A 23,203-nucleotide genomic window follows, 5' to 3' on the forward strand; every position below is an offset into this window, starting at 1 on the left:
CACTTCACGGCGGAACCCGCATGCAACACCCCAAGGACAGCGGCAAGTACCCGCACGGCAAGACCGGCCTGAGCCGCATCTTCCACACCCTCATCCATTCGCGCGATGGTTTCATCGCCACCTTCCGCGGCGAGGCAGCCTTTCGTCAGCTGCTGCTTCTGCACGCGCTGTTGATCATTGCAGCATTCGTGCTGGACATCAGCGCGGTCGAGCGCGCGATAGTGCTGGCGGTCTGTTTCATCAGCCTGCTGGTGGAACTGCTCAACTCGGCGATCGAGGCGGTGGTTGATCGCATCTCTCTGGAGCAGCATCCGCTGTCCAAGAATGCCAAGGACATGGGCAGTGCCGCGCAGACCACCGCGTTGTTGATGGTCGGCGCTGTGTGGGGCGTGATCCTGCTGGGGTGAGCCGCCAATCCTGACAACTTCCTGATAAAGCGGTTTCGATACTGCGCGCACTCCCGTTCTGCGGAACCTGCTCGTGCGTCAATGCCTCCGTTTTCCACGGCCCCATCCGATCGTTCTGGTCTGGGCCGCCGCACTGTTCTTCACCACGATTGGAAACATCGCCCTCTGGAAGACGCTGTGGGGGCTGATCGACCTCAACAGCCTGCGCAGCGTGCTGTTCCTGGCCAGCTTGCCGGTGGTGCTGTTCTGCCTGTTCAACCTGATGCTGACGCCCCTGCTGGCACTGCCGTTCCTGCGCAGGCCGCTGCTGGTGCTGCTCGTTGTCGTCAGCGCCGCCTGCAGCTATTTCATGCTGCACTACAACGTGCTGATCGATCGCAGCATGGTGCAGAACGTGTTCGAGACCAACCAGGCCGAGCTGAACGCCTATCTCTCGCTGCCACTGCTGTTGACCCTGCTGGCGCTGGGCGTGCTGCCTGCTGCCGGGCTGGCCCTGGTGCGCACCACCAGCGGGGCCGGTTCGATACGTTCGCTGCTGGTGTGGCCGGCCAGCGTTCTGGCGTCATTGCTGGTACTGCTGGCAGTCGGCTTCGCGTTCTACAAGGACTACTCCTCGCTGCTGCGAAACAATCGTTATATCCGTGACCAGGTGCTGCCGATGAACATCGTGCGCCATACCCACGGTTATCTGAAAGGTCTCTACAGCACCCGCCAGCAACCCTTGCGCCCGATCGGCATGGACGCACGGCGCGTACCGGGGCCGCGCCCGAAGCTGGTAGTCATGGTCGTCGGCGAGACCGCGCGATCACAGAACTTCCAGCTCAACGGCTACCCACGCGTGACCAATCCCCGGCTCTCGCGCAAGGAAGGCGTCATCAGCTTCAGTGATGTTTCCTCATGCGGAACCGCAACAGCGATCTCGGTGCCCTGCATGTTCTCGCAGATGACCCGCCAGCAATACGACGACGTCCGCGCGGCGACCGAGGAGAACGTGCTCGACATCGTGCAGCGTACCGGCGTCGGCGTGCTCTGGCGCAACAACAACAATGGCGGCTGCAAGGGCGTGTGCGAGCGCGTGCCGACCGAGGACATGCCCGCACTCAAGGTGGCCGGCCGGTGCGTCAACGGCGACGGCACCTGCTACGACGACGTGCTGCTGCATCAGCTCGGCGCACGCATCGACGCGATCCATGGCGATGCCCTGGTCGTGCTGCATCAACTCGGCAGCCATGGGCCGACCTACTTTGAACGGTATCCCGCAGCGTCGCGGGCCTTCAGCCCGACCTGCGACAGCAACCAGATCCAGCACTGCAGCAACGAGGCACTGGTCAACACCTATGACAACACCCTGGTGCATACCGACCAGGTGCTGGCGGAGACCATCGACCTGCTGCAGGGCTATTCGGACCACCGCGACGTTGCGCTGATCTATGTCTCCGACCATGGTGAGTCGCTCGGCGAACGCGGCATGTACCTTCACGGCACGCCCTACTTCATCGCCCCGCGCGAACAGACCCAGGTGCCGATGGTGATGTGGTTCTCAACGGAGTTCAGCCGCAACGCGGGCCTGGACATGGCCTGCCTGCGTGGGAATGCGCTGCACCGCGCCTACAGCCACGACAATGTCTTCCATTCCCTGCTGGGCCTGTTCGGTGTCAGCAGCAGCGTGTACCAGCGCGATCTGGATGTCTTCGCCGGCTGCCGGGCGACGACCGGCGCGCCGCTCGCCACCGCGCCGGCCAAGCGGCACCGGCTGATGCCGGTCACCGCCCGGAACGTGGCGCGTTACTGTGCGGCCAGGGCGAAATCCAGGCCGGCGCATACGGCCGCCACCTGGGCGTCGTTGCATTCCTGCGGGTTGGTGCGCGGGCTGTCCGGGTAGACCTCGGTGGTTGTGGCAAAGCGCGCGTCGGTGAAGCCGGCGCAGGCACCGATCGAACGCGACTCACCCCAGACCACGCCCGGCGACTGCAGCGGCAGGCCGACCAGGTTGCCCTCGGCGTCGGCCGGGGCGATATGGGTGACCGGGGCCACGGCGGTGATCAATGCCTTCTGGAACTCGGCCTGCGGATCTTCGCTGTTGCCGATCACGTAGAAGCCGTCCGGAATGGTGTCGCGCTCGAACGGCTTGCCGTCGCGGGCACAGCGCGCCGGATCGAACTCGTGCAGATCGCTGTCGGTGGTCTCGTGCAGGTCCAGGTGCACCAGCAGGTTCGGCTTGCGCTCGGCCACCCAGGCCATCAGCGCGGCCGCTTCCTCGATCTGGCCGCCGTCACGGAAGCTGCGGTTGGGGTCGATGGCATCCGGGTTCCAGCGCTGGATGCGCTCGTAGCCCCACGGGCTGACGCACGGCGCCACGATCAGGTTCAGCCGGCCCAGGTAACGCTCAGCCTGCTGCTCCAGGAACTGCAGGGCACCGTGCACACCGCTGGTCTCGTAGCCATGCACGCCACCGGTGATCAGCGCGGTCGGCAGTGCCGGGTTCCAGTCGTGGTTGACCACGGCAAACAGCGGGTAATGGTCCGGCGCATAGTCCAACTGGCCGTACTGGATCACGTCGAAACTGTCGTCCAGGCGCTCAAGGGCGGCCACCACGTCATCGTGGTAACTGCGCTGACGCTGCTGGCGGGCCCGCCACTGTGCGCGTTCCGCGTCGCCCCAGGGCTGTCCGGGGGTGCCGATCGGGTAGAACTGCGCAACGGTCATTGGGGAACTCCAGGGGTCGAACGGATGGGTGCAGCCGGACATTCTAAGCCTTGTCGCGCCTGCGGGCGCCCCCGCCCGGCCCCCGCCTTCATCCAGGCCGGGTCATCTGGTTGTAAAATCAATGGTTTTTGGCCCCAACCCCTTGATGGCGAACGCAGCGCAGCCGGTCCTGGGTGGACCGGAGTTCCTCCGCCTGCTCGCCCGTCTCAGCGACGGCGCGATACCGGCCACCAGTCCCGCCCTGACCGATCGCCTCGGCCAGTGGGTGGACTGGAGCCGTGCCGTGGCCCTGTCCGGAGCGCTCGGCGGACGCCTGCCCGAGCCCGGTGAAGCCGCCGAAGCGGTCCAGGATGTGCTGGCCGACTGTGCCCAGGCGCGTGCCAGCCTGCTCGCCTCGATCAGTGAGGATGCCGAGGCCGAGCGCCTGCTGGACCTGGCCGAAGCCGCCGCTGTACCCAACTTCGCCTCGCTGCGCCAGCGCTACCGGGTGCTGCAGCAGGCCATCCAGACCGCCACCGGGCGCCTGCGCGGCCGCCTGCGCGACCAGCTGGTGCAGGTTTCGCCCGAGCTGGCGCGGCTGGCCGAGGTCGATGCGGTGATGGAACAGACCCTCACCCCGCGCGAGCACAGCCTGCTGGCCACTGCGCCGGCAGTGCTCAGCGCCCGTTTTGAACGCGTGCACGGCCAGCCCGGCTGGCGCGCGGCCTTCCGCCAAGACATGCGCACACTGCTGCTCGCCGAGCTGCAGCTGCGCTTCCACCCGATCGAAGGGCTGAAAGACGCCCTGCGCTCCCACTGACCGGAACACCATGTCCAGAACTGCTTTCCATGTCGTTGTTTTCCTTGTCGGCCTGCTGGCCGTGTGCTGGATCGGCATTGGCTACGTTTCGGTGCATCCGCTGGGTGCAGCGGTCGCGGCGATCATCGCGGCCTGCTACATCGCCGGTAGCGTGGAGCTGTACCGCTACCGCCAGGCCAGCAACGGCCTGCGCACCGCACTGAACGATCTGTCCAGCGCGAAGGAAAGCCTCGCCCCCTGGCTGGAGCGCGTGCCGGTGGGCCTGCGCAACGCCGTGCGCATGCGCGTGGAAGGCGAGCGCACTGCCCTGCCCGCACCGGTACTGACCCCGTACCTGGTTGGCCTGCTGGTGCTGCTGGGCATGCTCGGCACCCTGCTGGGCATGATGGACACGCTGCGTGGCACCGGACTGGCCCTGCAGAGCGCGACCGACATGGCCGCGATCCGCGGCTCGCTGGCCTCGCCGGTGCAGGGCCTGGCGGTGGCATTTGGTACCTCGATCGCCGGTGTGGCCAGCTCGGCCATGCTCGGCCTGCTGGCAGCGCTGCTGCGTCGTGACCGCCTGCAGGCCGTGCAGCAGCTGGACCGCGCCATTGCCGGTGACCTGCATCCGTACTCGCAGGCCTGGCAGCGCGCCGAATCGCTGCGCCTGCTGCAGGCACAGTCCGCGGCACTGCCGGCGCTGGTGGACCGCCTGCAGGCGATGACCAGCGCCTTTGAACAGCACAGTGCGGCTGCCAATGAGCGCCTGCTGGCCGGCCAGGCCGAGTTCCTGACCCAGAGCCAGGCCCTGCAGGAGCGCCTGGCGGTCTCGCTGCAGCAGTCGCTGCGCGAAGGCGCCGAAGCCAGCGCCGCCGCCATCGGTGGCGCGCTGCAGCCGATGGCCGAGACCACCCTGGCTGGCCTGGCCCGTCACGGCGAAGCACTGCATGCCCGCGTCGAGCAGGCCGTGCAGCAGCAGCTGGCCGGCCTGAGCGACGGTTTCGAGCGCAGCCGCGTCGCCACCGAGGCCAGCTGGGCCAAGGTGGTCAGTGAACAGACCCAGGCACAACAGGCACTGGTGGGTGATCTGCGCCAGCACCTGCAGGCCTTCAGCGATGGCCAGGCCACGCATGGCGAAGCGCTGGTCGCGCGCATCGGCGAGCGTCTGCAGGCCGATGCACAGGGCAATGCAGAGGCCTTGCGTGCTGCCGCCGAACAGCAGCAGGCCCTGAACAGCGCGCTGGTCGAGCGCCAGCAGCAGGCGCTGCTCGCAGCCGGTCAGCAGCTGGAGGAGCACGCGCAGGCGTTGCTGCAGGCACTGGAGCAGCAGCACAGCGCCAGCCAGTCGCTGCTGCAGGACCACGAACAGCAGCGCTCGCAGGATTGGCAGGCCGCGCAGGCCGCCGCCGCGACCGCGCACGCCGAACTGCAGGCCAGCCTGGACAGCCGCGAACAGCAGCGCCAGGCGCGCTGGGACGCGGTCAGCGCCGAGCTGCAGCAGGCCCACGCCACCCTGCAGGCACAGCTGCAGGCCGGCGATGAACAGCGCCTGCAGCGCTGGAGCGATGCCTTGCAGCACGTTTCCACCGATCTGGCCGAGCGACTGCAGGCCAACGGCGAACGCCTGGCCGCGCAGCAGCAGCAGGTCTGCGACACGCTGGCGGCCACCGCGCAGCAGATCGGCGAGAACGGTCGCGCGCAGGCCAACGCCACGCTGGCCGAGGTGTCGACCCTGCTGCAGACCGCGGCGGCGGCACCGAAAGCTGCTGCCGACGTCATCAACGAGCTGCGCAGCACGCTGTCCGAGAGCCTGGTGCGCGACAACGCGATGCTGGAAGAACGCGGACGCCTGCTGGCCACCGTGCAGACCCTGCTCGATGCGATCAATCATGCCTCGCACGAACAGCGCACCGCTGTGGACGCACTGGTCGGTGGCTCGGCCGAGCTGCTGGAGCGCGTTGGCAATCGCTTCACCGACCATATCGCCGCAGAGACCGGCAAGCTGGATGGCATTGCCGCAGCGCTCCACGGCAGCGCGGGCGACGTCGGCCAGCTGGCCAGCAGCTTCGGCGAAGCGGTCGCGCAGTTCGACAGCGCCTCCACTGAATTGTCCGGCCGCCTGGAACAGATCGGCGGCGCACTGGATGCCTCGCTGGCCCGCAGCGATGAACAGCTGGCCTACTACGTGGCGCAGGCGCGCGAGGTGGTCGACCTCAGCCTGCTGTCGCAGAAGCAGGTGATGGAAGAACTGCAGCAGCTGGCCACGCGCCGCGGCAAGGCCGGCAGCGCATGAGCGACGAGCTGGAGGTCGATGGCGGCTCACACGCCCCGATCTGGGCCGCCTTCGGCGACCTGATGTCGGTGCTGCTGGGTGCGTTCGTGCTGATCCTGGTGGGTGTGGTCGCGGTGCAGCTGGAGCTGTCGCAGCGGTTGGACCAGGAAGTGAAGCAGCGCCAGGCCGAAGCCAAGCGCCTGCAGACGCTCGAACAGGCACTGGCTGGCCCGCTGGCTGCCGGTCGCGTGACGCTGGTGGATGGCCGCATCGGCATCAGCGGTAGCGTGCTGTTCGCGCTGAACTCCGACCAGCTGCAGCCGGAAGGCCAGGAGCTGCTGCGCAGCCTGGCCGCGCCGCTGGCCGCCTACCTGGGCAGTCGCGAAGAGATCCTGATGGTCAGCGGCTTCACCGATGACGCGCCGGTGCGCGAAGGCAACCGTCGTTTCGCCGACAACTTGGAGCTGTCCGCGCAGCGGTCGCTGACCGTGACCCGCACCCTGATCGCCGACGGCGTACCGGCCGACGCCGTGTTCGCCGCCGCGTTCGGCAGCGAGCAGCCGGTCAGTTCCAATGCCAATGAAGAAGGCCGCGCACGCAACCGCCGCGTGGAGATCGCGCCGATTCCCAAGCCCAAGGCGCCGGATGCCAAGTAAGCCGCCAGCGCTTGAAGGCCTGCGCGCACTGGTGCGTGACCTCGATGCAGGGTCGCGCTCGCTGCCGCATTACCCGCAGGTGCCGATGCTGGCGCAGGTGCAGCGCGAGTGGTCGGAGCTGCGCAGCGAACTGCAGGTGCGTCGCTCACTACGCACCGAGGCTCCCGCCGATGGCGGCCCGCTGAACTCGGCGGTGCTGGTGCAGCGCATGCTGGACACGATGCAGGCCACCAGCCCCGGCTACCTGCGCCACTTCATCGATTACGTGGATACGTTGTCCTGGCTGCAGGCGCTGCAGGATGGCGCCGCCAGCGGCGGTGACAACGCAAAGCCGAAGCGCACGCGCAAGCCGCGCAACGCGGGTTGATCGCACATTGACGCCGACCTCGTTCGGCGTTCCTGGATACGACAATCCTGATCCGCGCTTCTGGTAGACGCCAACCTTGGTTGGCGCTCCATCAACGACGCCGCGCATGCCAACCAAGGTTGGCATCCACCAATGCATGCGTCGGCATGCCACGCGTGTAGCGGTGTCACCAGACAGTCATCTGTCTAGCGCACCATTTTCACGTTGACCCACGGCGCTGCAGTGCCTGCCGATCGCATCGGCTATCTCCCTCTTCAAAGTCCATGAGCTCCGCGCCCACGCGGCGGCTCGTGCCTGCATGAGTGTCCGTAACATGACGAAAACTTTGTTGGCCGCCGCGCTGTCGATCGCGCTCGCTCCTGCGGCCTGGGCGCAGGATGCTGCCCCGACCTCCAGCACACCCTCCGCCACCACCCTCGATGCGGTCTCGGTGATCGGCAGCGGTGAAGCGCGCCAGGTGCAGCGCATCACCCGCGAGAACCTCGACATCCTGCCGCCGGGGACCAGCCTGCAGAAGACCCTGAACCTGCTGCCGGGCGTCAACGCGCAGTCGGCCGATGCGCTGGGCACCAACGAGCAGTCGATGACGCTCAGCCTGCGCGGCTTCAACTCCACCCGTCTCGGTTACACGTTGGACGGCGTGCCGCTGGGCGATGGCGCGTACAACAACTACAACGGCCTGACCATCAACCGTGCGCTGATCAGCGAGAACATGGCCGGCGCCGAGCTGGCGGTGGGCATCGGCAGCCTCGGCACGCCGTCCACCAGCAACCTCGGTGGCACCATCTCGTACACCTCCGACCGCCCGGCCCAGGAAATCGGCGGTCGCGTGGTGCAGACCTTCGGCAGCGATGCCAATCGTCGCACTTTCGTGCGCGTGGACAGCGGCGAGTACAACGGTTTCTCCGGCTACGTCTCCGGCATGAACGCCGTCTCCGATCTGTGGAACGACCAGACCGCCTACAACAAATCCACCACCAAGCAGTTCAATGCCAAGGGCGTGTGGAACTTCGGCCGCGGCCAGATCACCGGTTTCGTCGATACCTCGCGGACCACGCAGGCTGACTACTTCTACCTGTCCAAGGACGAGATGTCGCGCGGCCTCGGCTGGGACTGGGGCGGCTACGCGCCGGACTGGAACAAGGCCGTGGCCAAGGCCTACTGCAACACTGCCAGCTTCAACGCGAAGAAGTGCGACAACAGCGGCCCGGACAAGGATGCCGACGGTGCCTTCACCGCCGGGCAGATCCTGCGCGATGACAACCTGTACTACCTAGCCGGCGACTTCTTCCTGGCCGATGGCTTCAGCCTGCGGGCGCTGGCCTACCACCACGATGACCGTGGCGAAGGCCACAACTGGAACAGTGGCGCGTGGTCGAACAAGGGCACGGCGCAGGAGATTCCGATCATCTTCCGCAACACCATCTACACCATCGACCGCGATGGCGGCATGCTGTCGTTCGACTGGGAGCTGGGTGCACATCGCATCGAAGGCGGCGTCTGGTACGAGCGCAATACCAGCAGCGCCGAGCGCTACCAGACCGCCGTGGATGGCCCGCGCGACCTGAGTGGCATGAATACCCTGCCCTCCGATGTCGGTGTGTTCGCCCAGCGCACGCGCTGGAAGACCCATCAGTTCTTCCTGAAAGACACCTGGCGCCTGCTTGATGATCGCCTGACGCTGGAATTCGGCGCCAAGAGCCCACATGCCACCTCCGATGCACAGGCCCTGCCCGGTGACGCGAAGACGCCGATCCCGCCGGCCTCGAATAACCAGTTCGCCACCGGCTCGTTGAAGGCCAGCAAAAACTTCCTGCCCAGCATCGGTGCCAATTTCCGCCTGGCCGAGCACCACGAAGTGTTCGCCAGCTATGCCGAGAACATCGCCATGTTCCAGGGCGGGTTCAAGCTGGGCCCGCAGGCGGTCAGCCAGGCCACCTGGAATGCACAGGGCAACCTGAAGCCGGAGGAATCGCGCTCTCTCGAAGCCGGTTACCGCTTCGTCACCGATACCCTGCAGGCCTCGATCGCGGCCTACAGCGTGCGCTTCGACAACCGCCTGCTGCAGTACAACCCCTGCGACTCGCGCCAGCCGGTCGGCCCGACCTGCGGCAACCGCTTCTACAACGTGGGCGGCGTCGACAGCCGCGGCGCCGAGCTGACCGTGCTGTGGACCCCGAACGAGCACTTCAGCTGGTACACCTCGGCCTCACTGAACCGTTCGACCTACGCCTCCAACTACGTGCAGGCCGGTGTGGAGCAGCAGATCAAGGGCAAGATCCAGACCGATACGCCCAAGCAGCTGCTGGCCACCGAGATCACCTGGCGTGACAACGGTTGGTTTGCCAGCCTGCGCGGCAAGTACACCGGCGAACGCTTCTACACCTACACCAACGACCAGGGCTTCGGCGGCTTCACCGTGTTCGACGTGGCCGGCGGCTATGACTTCGGCCAGGTCGGCTTCGCCAAGGGCATGCGCCTGTCGTTCAACGTGACCAACCTGACCAACAAGCGCTACGCCAGCAACCTGGATTCGAGCGTGTTCGCGCCCAGCGACCCTGCCGGCAAGCTGTATGTGTTCCATGCCTCGGCACCGCGCCAGGTGTTCGGTACGATCGACCTTCGCTTCTGATCGCCCCGGAGTCCACCGATGCTCACGACCGCCCTGCTGCTGGCCACGCTCTCCGCCAGCGGATACGCCGCTCCGCACGAGGCAACGGGTGCACCACCACGCACCCTGCAGCTGGGCGGTCGTACCTATGTCGACAAAGGCCTGGTCGCCGCCGGGCGGCTGCCGGCGGGCACGGTGGACTTCCTGGGCGACACGCTGGGCTCGTTCTCGTCGCTGGCGGTGCAGCCCGGCACCTGGAAGCGCACCGCCAACGGCTACGAAGGCGTGCTGTGGACCCTGCCCGACCGCGGCCGCAACGACCCCGAGGCCGGCCTGTTCTACGACTACACCGGCCGAGTGGAGCGCATGCAGCTGCGCATCGACGTTTCCCCGGGTAAATCCGAGCTTGGCACGCTGACGATGGTGCCCGACAAGGGCGTGGTGCTGAAGGATTTCAGCGGGCAACCGTTCACCGGTGCCGACCCCGGTGACCACCCGGTCACCCAGCGCGATGTGGTACTGCCCTCGCCGGCCAGCGGCGCAGGCGCTGGCAAGGTGTCGCTGGACGCGGAATCGCTGCAGTTCACCGCGGATGGTCACTTCTATATCGGCGACGAGTACACCGCCAACGTCTACTACTTCGATGCGCAAGGGCACCTGCAGGGCGTGATCGTGGCACCGCCTGCAATCAGGCCGCAGCGCGATGGCAAGCCGGCGTTCGGTTCACTGGCGCCACCGCAGACCGGCCGCCGCAACAACCAGGGCGTGGAAGGCATGGGCCTGTCACCCGACGGTACCCGCCTGTTCGTCGCCCTGCAGAGCGCCACGCTGCAGGACAGTGCGCGGGGCAACGCGGTGGGCCGCATCAACACCCGCGTACTGGTCTACGACGTGACGGCCTCGCCGACGCCACAGCATCCGATCGGCCATTACGTGATGGCCCTGCCCGCCTACGCGCACGATGGCAAGGGCAAGCTGGACCGCACCGCCGCGCAGAGCGAGCTGCGCGCGCTGGACGACCATCGCTTCCTGCTGCTGGCCCGCGACGGCAACGGGCTGGGCAAGGACGGCGAAGACCCGATCGTCTACAAGTCGGTGCTGCTGGTCGATGTGGCCGATGCCACCAACCTGGCCGAAAGTGCTTATGAAACCGGCACGGCCTCGGTTCTGGCCGACCCGACCGACACCGCGCTGAAGCCGGAGATCATGCCAGCACGCAGCGACGAACTGCTGAACCTGCTGGACCGCCCGCAGTTGGCCCGTGCCGGGCTGGACCTGGACACAAAGCGCGGCCCACATGCCGGACTGCTGTCAGAGAAGTGGGAAGCCATGGACGTGCTGCCGGCGCTGGACCCGCAGCACCCGAACGACGTACTGCTGCTGATCGGCAACGACAACGACTTCATCGCCCGCCATTGCCGCATGCAGGGCCAGACCTGCGACAGCCCGTACGACAACGACAACCGCGTGCTGGTGTACCGCCTGACCCTGCCCTGAGACGTCGCCGGGCATGGCCCGGCGTCGGATCAACCCGATACACCCTGTAGAGTCGAGCCATGCTCGACTCATGCCGCAAAGCAGTCGAGCATGGCTCGACTCTACAACGAAGCCGGGCCTGCGACATCCCGTACGACAACGACAACCGCGTGCTCGTGTACCGCCTGACCCTGCCCTGAGACGTCGCCGGGCGTGGCCCGGCGCTATCGGATCAACCCGATACACCCTGTAGAGTCGAGCCATGCTCGACTCATGCCGCAAAGCAGTCGAGCATGGCTCGACTCTACAAAGCTCAGGCACGCAGGGTCGCGCCCCCGTCCACGTACAGATCACTCATTGCCACGTGCCCGGCCTGCTCGGACAGCAGGAACATCACCGAATGGGCGATGTCTTCCGGCGTGGCCAGCTTGCGCAGCGGAATGCCGGCCTTGTAGGTCTCCAGGCTGCCGGCGATCACGCGCTCGGCACCGTGCTCGTCCTGCCACATACCGGTCTGCATCGGGGTCAACGTTGAACCCGGGGCGACAATGTTGCAGCGGATGCCCAGCGGCGCCAGTTCCAGCCCGAGGCAGCGCGTGAACATCGTGGCGGCGGCCTTGGATGCCGCGTAGGCGGCCATGCCATGCCGCGGCACGCCGGCAGCGTTCGAGCTGACGGTAACGATCGCGCCCTGCCGGCGCGCGGACATCACCCGCGCCAGCGCGCGCCCAACATGGAATACACCGTCGGCATTGACCGCGAACACCCGACGCCAGTCGTCATCGGTGGTATTGGTCACGCCACCCACATGCAGCACCCCGGCGACGCTGGCGGCCAGCGCGATCGGCCCGACGCTGGACTCTACCCGGTCCACCAGCGCGTCCACAGCCGCACTGTCGGTCACATCAAGAGCAAATGCCTGCACACGTGCCTCCACGACCATGGGTGCCTCGCGATCAGTCGCCACCACCGTGCAGCCGGCCTCGGCCAACAGCCGTACCAGCGACTCTCCGATGCCGCCGGAAGCACCGGTCACCAACGCCACGCGGCCTTCAAAACCGGTCAACTGCATGCTGCGATCTCCTGTTGCTCGTCCCATTGGCGCAGTCGCGCCGACAACCACGGTGCCAGCTGCGCCACCGCATCGCGGCCGGTCAGTTCGGCGTGCAGGAACGGCAGTTCCAGCGCCTGCACCTTGCGCGCGTGGGTCCGCCACAACGCCGACTGCAGCTGCGGCCGCGTCTGATGATCCCGGCCCGCACGGACGTGCACCAGCGTGCCGTCGAACGATTGGTGAATATGTTCGCGGATCAGTCGATTGGTGCCGGTCACCGCGCGCACCACGCCATCGAGCACCACATCCGGCAGGCTGCCGAGTGCACTGCCGCCACGTCGCAGGAACGCCAGAATGCGTTCGCGACTGTCCAGTTCCGGATGCGCATCCGGGTCATGACCGGCAATCGCCAGCAGTGCCCGCAATGCGGCAATGGCATCGGGTTCCGGCTCGGCCCGCCAGCACTCGCTGGGATAAGCGTCCAGCAGCACCAGCTCGCCGACGTCGCGGCCGATCGCATGCAGGCGCACCGCCATCGCCTGGGCGAGGATGCCACCCACCGACCAGCCCAGCAGATGCACCGGCCCCTTCGGCTGCAATGCGACCACGCGCTGTACGTAGTCGTTGGCCATCGCCTCGATGCTGCTCGGCAGCGGCTGCCGCGCGTCCAGTGCCGGCGACTGCAGGCCGTACACCGGGCGTGCCGGCTGCAGTGCCCGGGCCAGGGTGCGGTAGTTCCAGGCGATGCCCCCGGCCGGATGCAGCACGAACAGCGGCGAAGGACCGGCGGCGCCGGGCTCGGCCAATGTGATCACCGGCCCCAGTCCGTGATCGGCCAGCACGGGCGGTTCGGCAATACGAACCGCCAGCGCGGCCACGGTGGGCTGGGCAAACAAGACACCCAGACCCAGATCGCGGCGCCAGCGCTGCTCGATCGCCAGCAGCAGGTGCACTGCCGACAGCGAGTCACCGCCGAGACTGAAGAAGTCCGCATCCACCGCCACCGGCGCCTCACGCCCAAGCGCCTGTGCGAACAGCAACGCGAGTTCCTGTTCCAACGGCGTGCGCGGCGCCAAGCCGACGACTTCAAGTTGCGGTGGCTTCGGCAACGCGTTGCGATCGAGCTTGCCGTTGGCGGTTACCGGCCAGTGGTCCACGCCGACAAACGCCGAGGGCACCATGTAGTCCGGCACCCGCGCGGCCAGGTGGCTGCGCAGCGTCACGGCGTCGGCAAGCGCGGTTGGCACATAGGCCACCAGCCGGGCGTCTCCCGGGGCATCCTGGCGCAGCAGCACTTCCACCCGCTCCATGCCCGGCAGTTCGCGCAGTGCCGCCTCGATCTCGCCCAGCTCGATGCGCAGGCCGCGCAGTTTCACCTGGTGGTCGCTGCGGCCGAGGTAGTCCACCGCACCATCGCGCCGCCAACGGGCCACGTCGCCGGTGCGGTAGATGCGCTCGCCCGCCCGGAACGGATCCGCGATGAAGCGTTCGGCAGTCAGATCGTCGCGACCGAGATAGCCGCGTGCCAGCTGCACCCCGCCCAGGTACAGGTCACCGGCCACACCGACCGGCACCGGCTGCATCCGGGCGTTCAGCACGTACAGGCGGGTGTTCCAGACCGGGAACCCGATCGGCACCGGTCGCGAGCGATCCTGCGCCGACGCCGGCCAGTAGCTGACATCCACCGCCGCCTCGGTCGGGCCGTACAGGTTGTGCAGCTCTGCGTGCACGCGTGTGTGGAAACGGTCGCGCAATGAAGCGTCCAGCGCCTCACCGCTGGTGAACACCCGGCGCAGCTGCAGCCCCGCCGAGGCCGGCGCAGCGAGGAAGGCATCGAGCATCGACGGCACGAAATGCGCCGTGGTGATGCCATGCCCACGGATCAAGCGCGCCAGTTCAGTGGGATCGCGGTGCGCTTCCGGCCCGGCGACCACCAGGGTGGCCCCGCACAGCAGCGGCAGGAAGAACTCCCAGACCGAGACATCGAAGGTGGCCGGGGTCTTCTGCAGCACGCGGTCGTCGGCACGGATGCCGTAGTGCTCGCGCATCCACAGCAGGCGGTTGACGATGGCACGGTGTTCGATGACCACGCCCTTGGGCTCGCCGGTCGAACCGGAGGTGTAGATCGCATAGGCTGCATCGCTGGGCGAAGGATCCGCCCACGGCGCGGCGAAGCTCAGCGCGGTCCACTGTTCCGGCGCGAGCACCGCTACGCCAGCCATGCGCGCCGAAACCTCGGAAGCAGCCAGTACGCACACAGGCTGTGCCGAGGCGAGGATACGCGCCAGCCGCTCATCGGGATGGGCAAGGTCCAGCGGAAGATAGGCCGCGCCTGCGCGCAGCACCGCAACCAGCCCGATCACCAGCTCCAGCGAGCGCGGCAATGCCACCGCCACCACGCTGCCCGGGCCGACATCCATCGCCCGCAGCTGTGCCGCCAGCGCGAAACTGCGCGCTTCCAGCGTTGCGTAATCCAAAGCAGCGTCGCCGAACACCAGCGCCGGCGCGTGCGGGTCCCGATCCATGCCCTGCTGCAGCAGCTCGACCAGGGTCGTCTCCGGCAGCGCGTGCGCGGTGGCATTGAAACCATGCAGCACCTGCTGCGCCTCCACGGGCGTCGCCAGAGGCACGGCTGCGATATCGTCAGCCTGCACTGCCGCGGACACGAAATGCAGCAACCGCGCCGCATGCGCCTCGACATCCTCGCGACTGTACAGCGCGGGATTGGCCTCGATCTCCAGATCCAGCAGACTCTGGCCGTCGCCACGGAAGCCCAGCGTCAGGTCATCCACCGGCCCGGTGCACAGCACCTCCAGCGTGGCCTGCACGCCGCTCAGCGCCAACGGCTTGTAGAACGGCTGTACATTCACCAGCGGGCCGTACAGGCGCTGCTGCGTGCCGACCAGGCCCAGGTCCCGGCGCAGCTGCTCGCCGCGGTAGCGGCCGTGCTTGCGGCCCTGGCTGAGCTGCGGCCTAGCCCACGGGTAAAGGCCTCGACGCTGCCCTCGCCGGCCGCCACGCGAAGCGGCAACACGTTCATCACCATCGCCGGCACCCGCGCTGACGCGTTGCCGAGCCGCCCCATGTAGGGCACGCCCAGCACCACTTCATCGGCCGCGCTCATCCGCCGCAGGTACTCGGCCGACAACGCGGCCAGCACATCCGGCCATGGCTGCAGCCAACGTGCCGAGGCCTGCAGCAGCTGCTCGCGGAAGGCCGCATCGAGCGGCTGCACCCAGCGCAGCGCGTCGTCACTGGCCGCGAGCGTGCCGGCCAGACCCACGCCTGCCGGTGCTCCCTGCATGTGCTCGCGCCACCATTGCCCGGCCTGCGTGCGGCCCGGGTCGGCACGATAAGCGGCATCATCGGCCAGCACGCCCGCCAGCCCCGGCAGTGGCTCACCCATGCGGCCGGCGTACAACGCGCAGACGCGATCGGTGAACAGCGCCATGCCATAGCCATCGGCCGCCAGATGATGCACGCGCAGGTACCAGACCCAGCGCTCCCCGCCCAGCTCAAGCAGCACCTGCTGGCTGATCCGGTCGCGGGTGGGGTCGACCGGGCTCATCCGGTCAGCGTGCATCAGGCTGCGTGCGGCAGCGGAGGGATCCGCCGCGGCGGAAACATCACGCACCGAAAGCAGCGGCACGTGTGCCGGGTCATGCCACTGCAGCGGCTGGCCATCGGCCCCTTCGGCAAAGCGCAGCGCGAAGGCCTGCGCCTCGCCCGCAGCCTGGTCTGCCGCTGCAACGAACGCGGCCACGTCCAGCGGGCCGTCGATCCACACCGCATGCGCGGTATTGAATGACGGGTTGTCCGGTGCCAACCGCTGTGCGAACCACAGTCCGGCCTGGGCCTCGGTCAATGCCACCGGCGTGGCCAGCGCGACGGCGTTCATGCGTTCTGCGCGGCCTGCAGCGTCTGCACAACGTTCCACCACTGGCGCAGCGTGGTATGTTCGGCCAACTGCGAGAACTCCAGCGGCAGGCCGGTGTTGCCCCAGGCCAGGACCAGGCCGAGCATGCGCATCGAGTCCAGATCCAGATCGATCAGGTTGTCGTCGTCACCGATCTCGGCCGGCGTACATTCCAGAACGCGCGCAACGTCGGCACGCATCCGCTCCAGATCCAGCACCTCACCCGTGGCAGCCATCACAGCACCTCCAGCAGCTGGTCGGTGGTCATCGGCACCCCGCTGGTGCGCGCGATCCAGTGCAGCGCCTGATCGTGATCGGCACGCGAGAAATCCGCCACCGCATCGGCGGCGATGAAGGCCTCGATATCACGCTGGAACGCTTCGACCACGGTCGCGGTGCAGCCGATATGGGCGTACACGCCGGTCACCAGCAACTGGTCGCGGCCACGCACCCGCATCAGCGTCTCCAGGTTGCTGCGCTGGAACGCGCTGTAGCGGTGCTTGACCAGCACGTGCTCGCCCGGCTGCGGTGCCAGCGCCTCGATGATCGGTTCATGGTCGGCGCTACGGTGCATGCCCGGCCCCCACAGGTCGGCCTGCAGGCCACGATCACGGCGGTCCTGGTCGCCATGCTGGGCGGTGTAGAACACCGGAATACCGTGCGCGCGGCAATGCGCCAGCAGGCGTGCGATGTTGTCCACGGCCGGCCGCAGCGGTGCGTTGCCGGCGTCGAACGCGGCCAGGAAGTAACGCTGCATGTCGTGCACCAGCAGCGCGACACGATCGCGCTGCGGGCGCCACGGGCCACGCGCCTGCGGGAGTTCAGCGGCGGTCGGCAAGGGGTAATCGGTGATACGGGGCAGCGCCATCAGCGCGTTCCTCCTGTCTGTTGCAGATGACGCGCACGCAACTGCGCGCGCAGTTCGCGGCGGCTGATCTTGCCGACCGCGGTGGTATCGAAACTGTCGACGAACACGACCTGATCGGGCACCTTGAACGCCGCCAGGCCGCGCCCGCGCATCCAGGACTTCAGCGCCGGCGCCTTGAACGGCTCGCCCTGCGGAATCACGAAGGCGCAGCTGCGCTCGCCCAGGTACTCATCGGGAATGGAGACCACGGCGGCATCGAACACGCCCGGATGTGCCAGCAAGTGGTCTTCGATCTCCTCGGCGGAGATCTTTTCGCCGGCACGGTTGATGTGGTCACCGGCGCGGCCCTGCACCACCAGGTAGCCTCCGGGCAGCTGCTGCACGCGGTCGCCGGTGCGATAGAAGCCATCGTCGGTGAACGAACGCGCATTGGCCACCGCATCGTTGTGGTAGCCGCGGATGGTGTACGGGCCACGGGTGAGCAGATGCCCCACCTCGCCTTCGGCCACCGGCTGGTCATGGTCATCGACCACGCGCACTTCATCGTCCGGACTGATCGGCCGGCCCTGGCAGGCCACGATCAGTTCCTCCGGATCATCCAGCCGGGTGTAGTTGACCAGGCCTTCGGCCATGCCGAACACCTGCTGCAGTGTGCAGCCCAGGCCGTCGATTACGCGCCGCGCCGCCTCCGGCACCAGTTTGGCGCCGCCTACCTGCAGTACCTGCAGGCTGGACAGGTCATGCTTGTTGGTGGCAGCCGCCTGCGCCCACAGCAACGCCAGCGGCGGCACCAGCCCACAGCAGGTCACCTGCTCGCGGGCGATCAGCGGGAAGGCCGCGTCCGGACCGGGGCCGGGACTGAGCACCACGCGGGCGCCGGCATACAGTGCGCCGAAGAAGCCCGGCGAACTCATCGGGAAATTGTGCGCGGCCGGCAGCGCGACCAGATAGACGCTGTCGCGGTCGATGCCGCAGAGGTCATTGCTGGCGCGGAACGAGTAGATGTAGTCGTCGTGGGTACGCGGAATCAGCTTGGACAGCCCGGTGCTGCCTCCGGAAATCTGCAGGAACGCCACCGACTGCGGGTCCGGATCGGCCGGCAGCTGGCTGCGATCGCCCTGCAGTGCCTCCAGCGCGATGAACTCCGCCGCATCGCCGTCGATCACCACATGGCGAACCGCCGGCACTTTGGCCTGCAGCGCCCTTGCCAACCCGCGATGATCGAAGCCCTCATGCAGTGTGGTGGTGATGTAGGCACTTGCTTCAGCCTTGTTGGCGAAGTGGACCAGCTCGGTGATGCGGTGCGCCGGCAACGCATACACCGGCACCAGCCCGGCGCGGAACAGGCCGCAGACCGTGGTGATGAAGCCTGCCGTGTTGCCCAGCTGCACCAGCACCCGTTCGCCCGGCTGCAGGCCGAGCGCCAGCAGGCCCGCGCCGATGCGTCCCGCCTCGTGCCACAGCTGCGCGTAACTCAGACGGACATCACCGGCGACCACCGCGATGTCGTCGGCATAGCGTTCCGCCCGCTCGCGCAGGAACGCCGGGAAGGTCTCGCCACGCCAATGACCGGCCTCGCGATAGCGCGCCATCAGGTCATCCGGCCACACCTGCTGCAGTGGCAGGCGGGAAAAGTCAGTGGAGGTACTCATGCGGCAGGCTCGATGGCGGGCGCGGATTCATGGACACCCAGCGCGTTCAACAAGGCAGCGAACTTCGCTGCGGTTTCGGCCACCTCGGCCTCGGGTTGCGACTCGGCGACGATGCCGGCACCGGCATACAGGCGCAGCTGCGTGCCCTGCAGGCGCGCGCAGCGGATCGCCACGTACCAGTCGCCGTCACCCTGAGCGTCCAACCAGCCCACGGCGCCGGCATAGAAGCCACGCGGCACCGGTTCCAGTTCGCGGATGCGCTGCAGCGCCGCCAACCGTGGCGTACCGCAGACCGCCGGCGTGGGGTGCAACTGTGCCAGCAGTTCGGCGGCAGACGTCTGCGGATCCTTCAGGGTGGCGTGGATGCGGGTGCCCAGATGCCACATGCTGGCGGTGGCATGCAGCACCGGCCGCGGCTGCGCATCGATGTGGCTGCAGTACGGTGCCAGCCCCTCGACGATGGCTTCGACCACGTGGCGGTGCTCGTCGTGGTCCTTGGTCGAGGCCAGCAGCGCCTGCGCCGCACGCTCGTCCTCGGCGACATCGGCGCTGCGCCGCGCGGAACCGGCCAGCGGATGCGACAACAGCTCGGCGCCGCGCTTGCGCAGCAGCAGTTCCGGGGTTGCCCCCACCAGCCATGCTGGCGCCTGCCCTGGCTCCGCCGGCAACGGCACCGCGTAGGTCGCCACCGACGGATCCGCGCCCAGACGTGCCAGCAGCACGTCCGGGAACAGCGCCTGGCGGGTGCGCGCCAGCAGGCTGCGCGCCAGCACCACCTTCTGGAGGTTCAGTTCGGGCGCGCGCAGTACCTGCACCGCCGCGGCAACCGCTGACGCATAGTCCTGCGGCGCAGGCTCGGCCTTCAGGGAACCGTCCAGCGGCGGTGCGGCCTGCGGCTGCAGTGCCAGCGCCGGCAGCAGGCGCTCGGGCTGGTACAACGCGTCGTCCGCACGCGGTTCGAACGGCACCGCCCCCACCAGCAGGCCCGGGCCGCCACGCTGCTGGGCAAAGAACGCCGCAACGCGCTCTGCCAAGGTCGCCAGCGCACCGGCCGGCAGCGTGGCGCGACAGCCGCGTGCGTGCACGTGCTGGCCCGCATGCTGCAACAGGAACAGCGACGCGTCGTCGGTGCTCTCCTGCGGCGCTGGCGCAGCCTCCGGCCACGCGCCCTGCATCAGGGAATCGTTCATGGGGTCTCCTTCATCCGATGCGCTGCGGCCAGCGCGCACAGAAACAGCAGCAGCGCGCCGACCAGCAGGTAAGGCAGGCTTGGCCCGCCGCGATACAACAGCGTGCCGAGCATCGGCCCGGCCACCATGCCCAGCCCCTGCGCGGCAGCGACGGTGCCGGCGGCGGCGCCCTGCTCGTGCGCCTCCACCGCATCGGCGGCCAGCGCCTGGAACGAGGGGAATACGAAGCCCATGCCAAACGCGGCCAGCGCATACGCCGCCGGTAGCTGCCAGGCCTGCTGCACGCCTGCCACCGAGGCAAAGCCAATGCCGGAAATCAGGGCGCCAAGGACGATCCAGCGGCGTGGATGTACCTCCAGCTTCATCACCAGCGCCTGCGCCAGGATCAGGCCGACGCCGACCGCTGTGAGTGCAATGCCGGCCATGCGCGCGCCCGCAGCCGCATCCAGGCCCAGGCGATCAATCGCGAAGAAGCCAACCGTGACCTGCGCGATGGTCACCGAGACCATCGCGATGAACGCTGCCAGCTGCGGCAGGCGCAAGCGCGCGTCGAGGCGGCTCATCGGCGTGCGGCGCTGTGCGTTGCCAGCAGCCGCCGGGGGTGTCGCCGGCAGCCGCCAGGCCAGCAACGCCAGTGCCAGCAACGGCAGCAGCGCGGCCACGTACAGCGCCAGCGACAGGTTGGTATAGGCCAGCCAGCCCGCGGCGGCCGGGCCGAGCACCATGCCCAGCGCGTTGGCGCTGCCCAGGCGGGCGAGGAATTTCGCACGTTGGCCGGTCGGTGCCTTGTCGGCGATGAGCGCGGCTGCGGTAGGAGGCACCGCCGCATAGAACAGGCCGATCAGGCCACGCGCGCCGACCAGCACCAGCACTGACACCAGTACCGGCGGCACCGCCTGCAAGGCAATGTCGATGAACACCGCCAGCGCGATATAGACCACGGTGTAGGCACTCATCGCCAGCATCAGCACGCGCTTGCGGCCGATGCGGTCGCTGAGCTGGCCCCAGGGGCGCGCGGCCAGCATCCACAACACGCCTGCGGCAGTGACCGACAGGCCGGCATGCCACTCGGACAGGCCGAGCATGCGGACCACCGGGCCGATCACAGCGACGAAGGACATCATCGCCATGGTGCCGATCAGGGCAGCCAACACCAGCGCCGGCAAGCCGGGGACGACGGGACGTGCATGCATGGAACACCAGCCGTAACAGGAAAGGATGGGCGGGCGCACCTGCGCGCCCCACCCGGCACCGGCCCCGCTCAGGACCAGACACCACCCTTAAATGATAACGGCTCGTATTTGCATTTGATACCCATTCTCTTGAATGGGCATGCAACAGCGGGTTCAGCGCATCGCACGCAGGCCCAGCAGGCCACGGCGCTTGAACCACCACTCCAGCGGCAGCGTCACCAGCGGCGGGATCGCCGCCAGCAGCGCCAGGGCGCTGGCCCACCACGGCCAGCGCAGGCGCACCGCCGCAAACAGGGTGACTGCCACATAGACCAGGAAGGCCACGCCGTGCAGCGGCCCGAACAGCTTCACCAGCGCCACGCTGGCCATTGGGCCGTACTTCATCCACATGCCGATGAGCAGCCCGGCCCAGGTCACAGCCTCGATGAAAGCGACCGCGGCGAACAGACGTCCGGTCGGGTGCATGGGGGAAGGTTGGGTCACGCGGGGCTCCGGCATCGGGGTATCAAATGCGAATGATACGCAGATGCGAACCTCATGTAGAGTCGGGCCGTGCTCGACTGCTGGAACGTGTCCGCCCAGGTGGACACCTACCGGAGCATGTACGGCAGAACCTGCTCACCGATCTCGCGCAGCACCGCGTCCATCGGTCGCCCGTTGTCGACCAGGTTGAACATCACATGCGCCACGCCCTGCGCATGCACGCGCAGCAGGTAGTCACGCAGGCCATCGCGGCCAACCTTCAGGCCCAGCGGCAGCGGCTCGGCTGGCGCCTGCGGATCCGCCTGCAGATCCAGCAGCATCGACTGCACGAACGGCTTGCCTGGTCCGCCGCGCTGCGCCAGCGCCTGCTGCCACAGGCCGATGCGTCCTTCCTGCGCGGCCTCCTCGCGGTGATAGGTGGCCCAGCCTTCGGCCTCGCGCGCGATCCACTGCAGGCTCTGCCGCGCGGTACCCACCACCAGCATCGGAATGCGCGCTGCCGGCGCCGGCAGCACGTCGAAGCCACCCGTGGCCTGTAGTACGGCGCTCCGCTCATAGGCCTCCGGTGACAACGCCGCGCGCAGCAACGTCCAGCGCTCACGGAACGTCGCCGCCCTGCCCTCCAGATCCTCACCGAAGGCGGCGAATTCTTCCGGGCGGTCGCCCGAACCCAGGCCCAGCACGAAGCGTCCGCCGCTGATCCGGTCCAGGCTCAAGGCCGACTTCGCCACCTGCAGCGGCTGCCGCAATGGCAGCACGATGGCCGCGCTGCCGACCACGATGCGTCCGGTCGCGGCAGCCAGCATGCCCAGCCACAGAAACGGGTCATCCAGCGCGCTTGCTGTCGCGTCCGGACCCTGCGGCACCATCAGTGGTACATCACGCGTCCACAATGCGGCAAAGCCCAGATCATCGGCCAGTCGCGCAATGCGCCGCGCCTCATGCTGATCGGCCAGTCCATGCGCGGCGACAGGCGTCATCAGGCCCAGGCTCAGGCCCTGTTGCGGAAACAAGGCAGCGTAAGCAGGATTGAAATCACTCATGCCCGCAGCTTAGCGTGCAGGCCTGCGGCAACGATGACGCGCCGCCCACTACCGGAAGAACACTGCATGCCGATGATCCGCCCTGCCCATGTCGATGACCCGCCCGCGATCAGTGCGGTGTGCCTGGCTGCGTTCACTGCCGCGGTCGCGCCTTCGCTCAGCGCGGCCGGCATCGCCACCTTCGGCAGTGTCGCCGCAGCCGAAGCGTTCGGCGCGCGCCTGCACGGCGACAACCACATCCTGGTGGCCGAGCAGGACGGCCGCGTCGTCGGCGTGATCGAACTGAAGGAGGGTCGGCACCTTGCGATGTTGTTCGTCGATCCCGCCTGCCAGGGCCAGGGCATCGGCCATGCTTTGTTTGAGGCGGCGCTTCCACAGGTGCGCGCGCCGGTCCTGACCGTGCGCGCCTCGCTCAATGCAGTACCGACCTACCTGCGCTATGGCTTCGTGCTGGACGGCGACGTCGGCGAGTTCAATGGGCTGGTGTATCAACAGATGGTGCGGGCAGCGGCCTGAAGGCATCCGCCG

General features: G+C 67.9%; 18 protein-coding genes and 1 pseudogene. 9 read left to right on the forward strand and 10 right to left on the reverse strand.

Going from position 1 to position 23,203, the window contains the following annotated elements:
* The first annotated feature begins 20 nt into the window (after positions 1-20).
* Both FQS62_RS13190 and eptA read left to right on the forward strand, forming a co-directional pair.
* On the forward strand, positions 21-407 hold the full coding sequence (locus FQS62_RS13190) for a diacylglycerol kinase (RefSeq protein WP_049447669.1): 387 nt from the start codon (positions 21-23) through the stop codon (positions 405-407).
* Between the two features lie 73 nt (positions 408-480).
* A complete protein-coding gene (gene eptA, locus FQS62_RS13195) occupies positions 481-2,289 on the forward strand; it encodes a phosphoethanolamine transferase EptA (protein WP_208043327.1) in 1,809 nt (602 codons plus the stop codon).
* Here eptA and FQS62_RS13200 read toward each other — a convergent pair.
* The gene (locus FQS62_RS13200; RefSeq protein ID WP_049447671.1) at positions 2,193-3,113 is read right to left on the reverse strand and encodes a M14 family metallopeptidase; all 921 of its coding nucleotides are present in this window, start codon (positions 3,111-3,113) and stop codon (positions 2,193-2,195) included. The two genes, eptA and FQS62_RS13200, sit on opposite strands and share 97 nt — an antisense overlap.
* A 145-nt stretch (positions 3,114-3,258) precedes the next feature.
* Here FQS62_RS13200 and FQS62_RS13205 point away from each other — a divergent pair, with 145 nt between their 5' ends.
* The 6 genes from FQS62_RS13205 to FQS62_RS13230 all read left to right on the forward strand — a co-directional run bounded on the left by FQS62_RS13205 (position 3,259) and on the right by FQS62_RS13230 (position 11,297).
* On the forward strand, positions 3,259-3,912 hold the full coding sequence (locus FQS62_RS13205; RefSeq protein ID WP_208043328.1) for a DUF3348 family protein: 654 nt from the start codon (positions 3,259-3,261) through the stop codon (positions 3,910-3,912).
* Between the two features lie 10 nt (positions 3,913-3,922).
* Positions 3,923-6,187, forward strand: a complete 2,265-nt coding sequence (locus tag FQS62_RS13210) for a DUF802 domain-containing protein (RefSeq protein WP_208043329.1) — start codon at positions 3,923-3,925, stop codon at positions 6,185-6,187.
* The gene (locus FQS62_RS13215) at positions 6,184-6,822 is read left to right on the forward strand and encodes an OmpA family protein (protein WP_208043330.1); all 639 of its coding nucleotides are present in this window, start codon (positions 6,184-6,186) and stop codon (positions 6,820-6,822) included. The genes FQS62_RS13210 and FQS62_RS13215 overlap by 4 nt, the downstream gene beginning before the upstream one ends.
* A complete protein-coding gene (locus FQS62_RS13220; RefSeq protein WP_208043331.1) occupies positions 6,812-7,189 on the forward strand; it encodes a DUF2894 domain-containing protein in 378 nt (125 codons plus the stop codon). The genes FQS62_RS13215 and FQS62_RS13220 overlap by 11 nt, the downstream gene beginning before the upstream one ends.
* Before the next feature lie 313 nt (positions 7,190-7,502).
* The gene (locus FQS62_RS13225) at positions 7,503-9,821 is read left to right on the forward strand and encodes a TonB-dependent receptor (RefSeq protein WP_208043332.1); all 2,319 of its coding nucleotides are present in this window, start codon (positions 7,503-7,505) and stop codon (positions 9,819-9,821) included.
* Positions 9,822-9,839: 18 nt separating this feature from the next.
* On the forward strand, positions 9,840-11,297 hold the full coding sequence (locus FQS62_RS13230) for an esterase-like activity of phytase family protein (RefSeq protein ID WP_208043333.1): 1,458 nt from the start codon (positions 9,840-9,842) through the stop codon (positions 11,295-11,297).
* Between the two features lie 292 nt (positions 11,298-11,589).
* Here FQS62_RS13230 and FQS62_RS13235 read toward each other — a convergent pair whose 3' ends face one another.
* The 9 genes and pseudogenes from FQS62_RS13235 to FQS62_RS13280 form a co-directional block, all read right to left on the reverse strand.
* On the reverse strand, positions 11,590-12,348 hold the full coding sequence (locus FQS62_RS13235) for a 2,3-dihydro-2,3-dihydroxybenzoate dehydrogenase (RefSeq protein ID WP_208044136.1): 759 nt from the start codon (positions 12,346-12,348) through the stop codon (positions 11,590-11,592).
* Positions 12,339-16,228 (reverse strand): annotated as a pseudogene (locus tag FQS62_RS13240) (enterobactin synthase subunit F). Before FQS62_RS13240 ends, FQS62_RS13235 begins: the two are co-directional and overlap by 10 nt.
* On the reverse strand, positions 16,225-16,482 hold the full coding sequence (locus tag FQS62_RS13250) for a phosphopantetheine-binding protein (protein ID WP_046986169.1): 258 nt from the start codon (positions 16,480-16,482) through the stop codon (positions 16,225-16,227). The pseudogene FQS62_RS13240 and the gene FQS62_RS13250 overlap by 4 nt, the downstream one beginning before the upstream one ends.
* Positions 16,482-17,114 (reverse strand): isochorismatase family protein, encoded by a 633-nt coding sequence (locus tag FQS62_RS13255; protein ID WP_208044138.1) that lies wholly within the window; start codon positions 17,112-17,114, stop codon positions 16,482-16,484. Before FQS62_RS13255 ends, FQS62_RS13250 begins: the two co-directional genes overlap by 1 nt.
* The gene (locus tag FQS62_RS13260) at positions 17,114-18,766 is read right to left on the reverse strand and encodes a (2,3-dihydroxybenzoyl)adenylate synthase (RefSeq protein WP_208044139.1); all 1,653 of its coding nucleotides are present in this window, start codon (positions 18,764-18,766) and stop codon (positions 17,114-17,116) included. The genes FQS62_RS13255 and FQS62_RS13260 overlap by 1 nt, the downstream gene beginning before the upstream one ends.
* Positions 18,763-19,956 carry an isochorismate synthase gene (locus tag FQS62_RS13265; protein WP_208044140.1) on the reverse strand — a complete coding sequence of 398 codons (1,194 nt, stop codon included), beginning with the start codon at positions 19,954-19,956 and terminating at the stop codon, positions 18,763-18,765. The genes FQS62_RS13260 and FQS62_RS13265 overlap by 4 nt, the downstream gene beginning before the upstream one ends.
* Positions 19,953-21,149 (reverse strand): MFS transporter, encoded by a 1,197-nt coding sequence (locus tag FQS62_RS13270; RefSeq protein ID WP_154349237.1) that lies wholly within the window; start codon positions 21,147-21,149, stop codon positions 19,953-19,955. Before FQS62_RS13270 ends, FQS62_RS13265 begins: the two co-directional genes overlap by 4 nt.
* Before the next feature lie 153 nt (positions 21,150-21,302).
* Positions 21,303-21,614, reverse strand: a complete 312-nt coding sequence (locus FQS62_RS13275) for a DUF3817 domain-containing protein (protein ID WP_049448140.1) — start codon at positions 21,612-21,614, stop codon at positions 21,303-21,305.
* Positions 21,615-21,739: 125 nt separating this feature from the next.
* The gene (locus FQS62_RS13280; RefSeq protein ID WP_208044141.1) at positions 21,740-22,675 is read right to left on the reverse strand and encodes a TIGR03571 family LLM class oxidoreductase; all 936 of its coding nucleotides are present in this window, start codon (positions 22,673-22,675) and stop codon (positions 21,740-21,742) included.
* A gap of 66 nt (positions 22,676-22,741) precedes the next feature.
* Between FQS62_RS13280 and FQS62_RS13285 the strand changes: the two genes are divergently transcribed.
* The gene (locus FQS62_RS13285) at positions 22,742-23,191 is read left to right on the forward strand and encodes a GNAT family N-acetyltransferase (protein WP_208044142.1); all 450 of its coding nucleotides are present in this window, start codon (positions 22,742-22,744) and stop codon (positions 23,189-23,191) included.
* Positions 23,192-23,203 lie beyond the last annotated feature (12 nt).

Source organism: Stenotrophomonas sp. SBJS02 (genome assembly GCF_020428325.2).
Lineage (GTDB): Bacteria > Pseudomonadota > Gammaproteobacteria > Xanthomonadales > Xanthomonadaceae > Stenotrophomonas > Stenotrophomonas africana.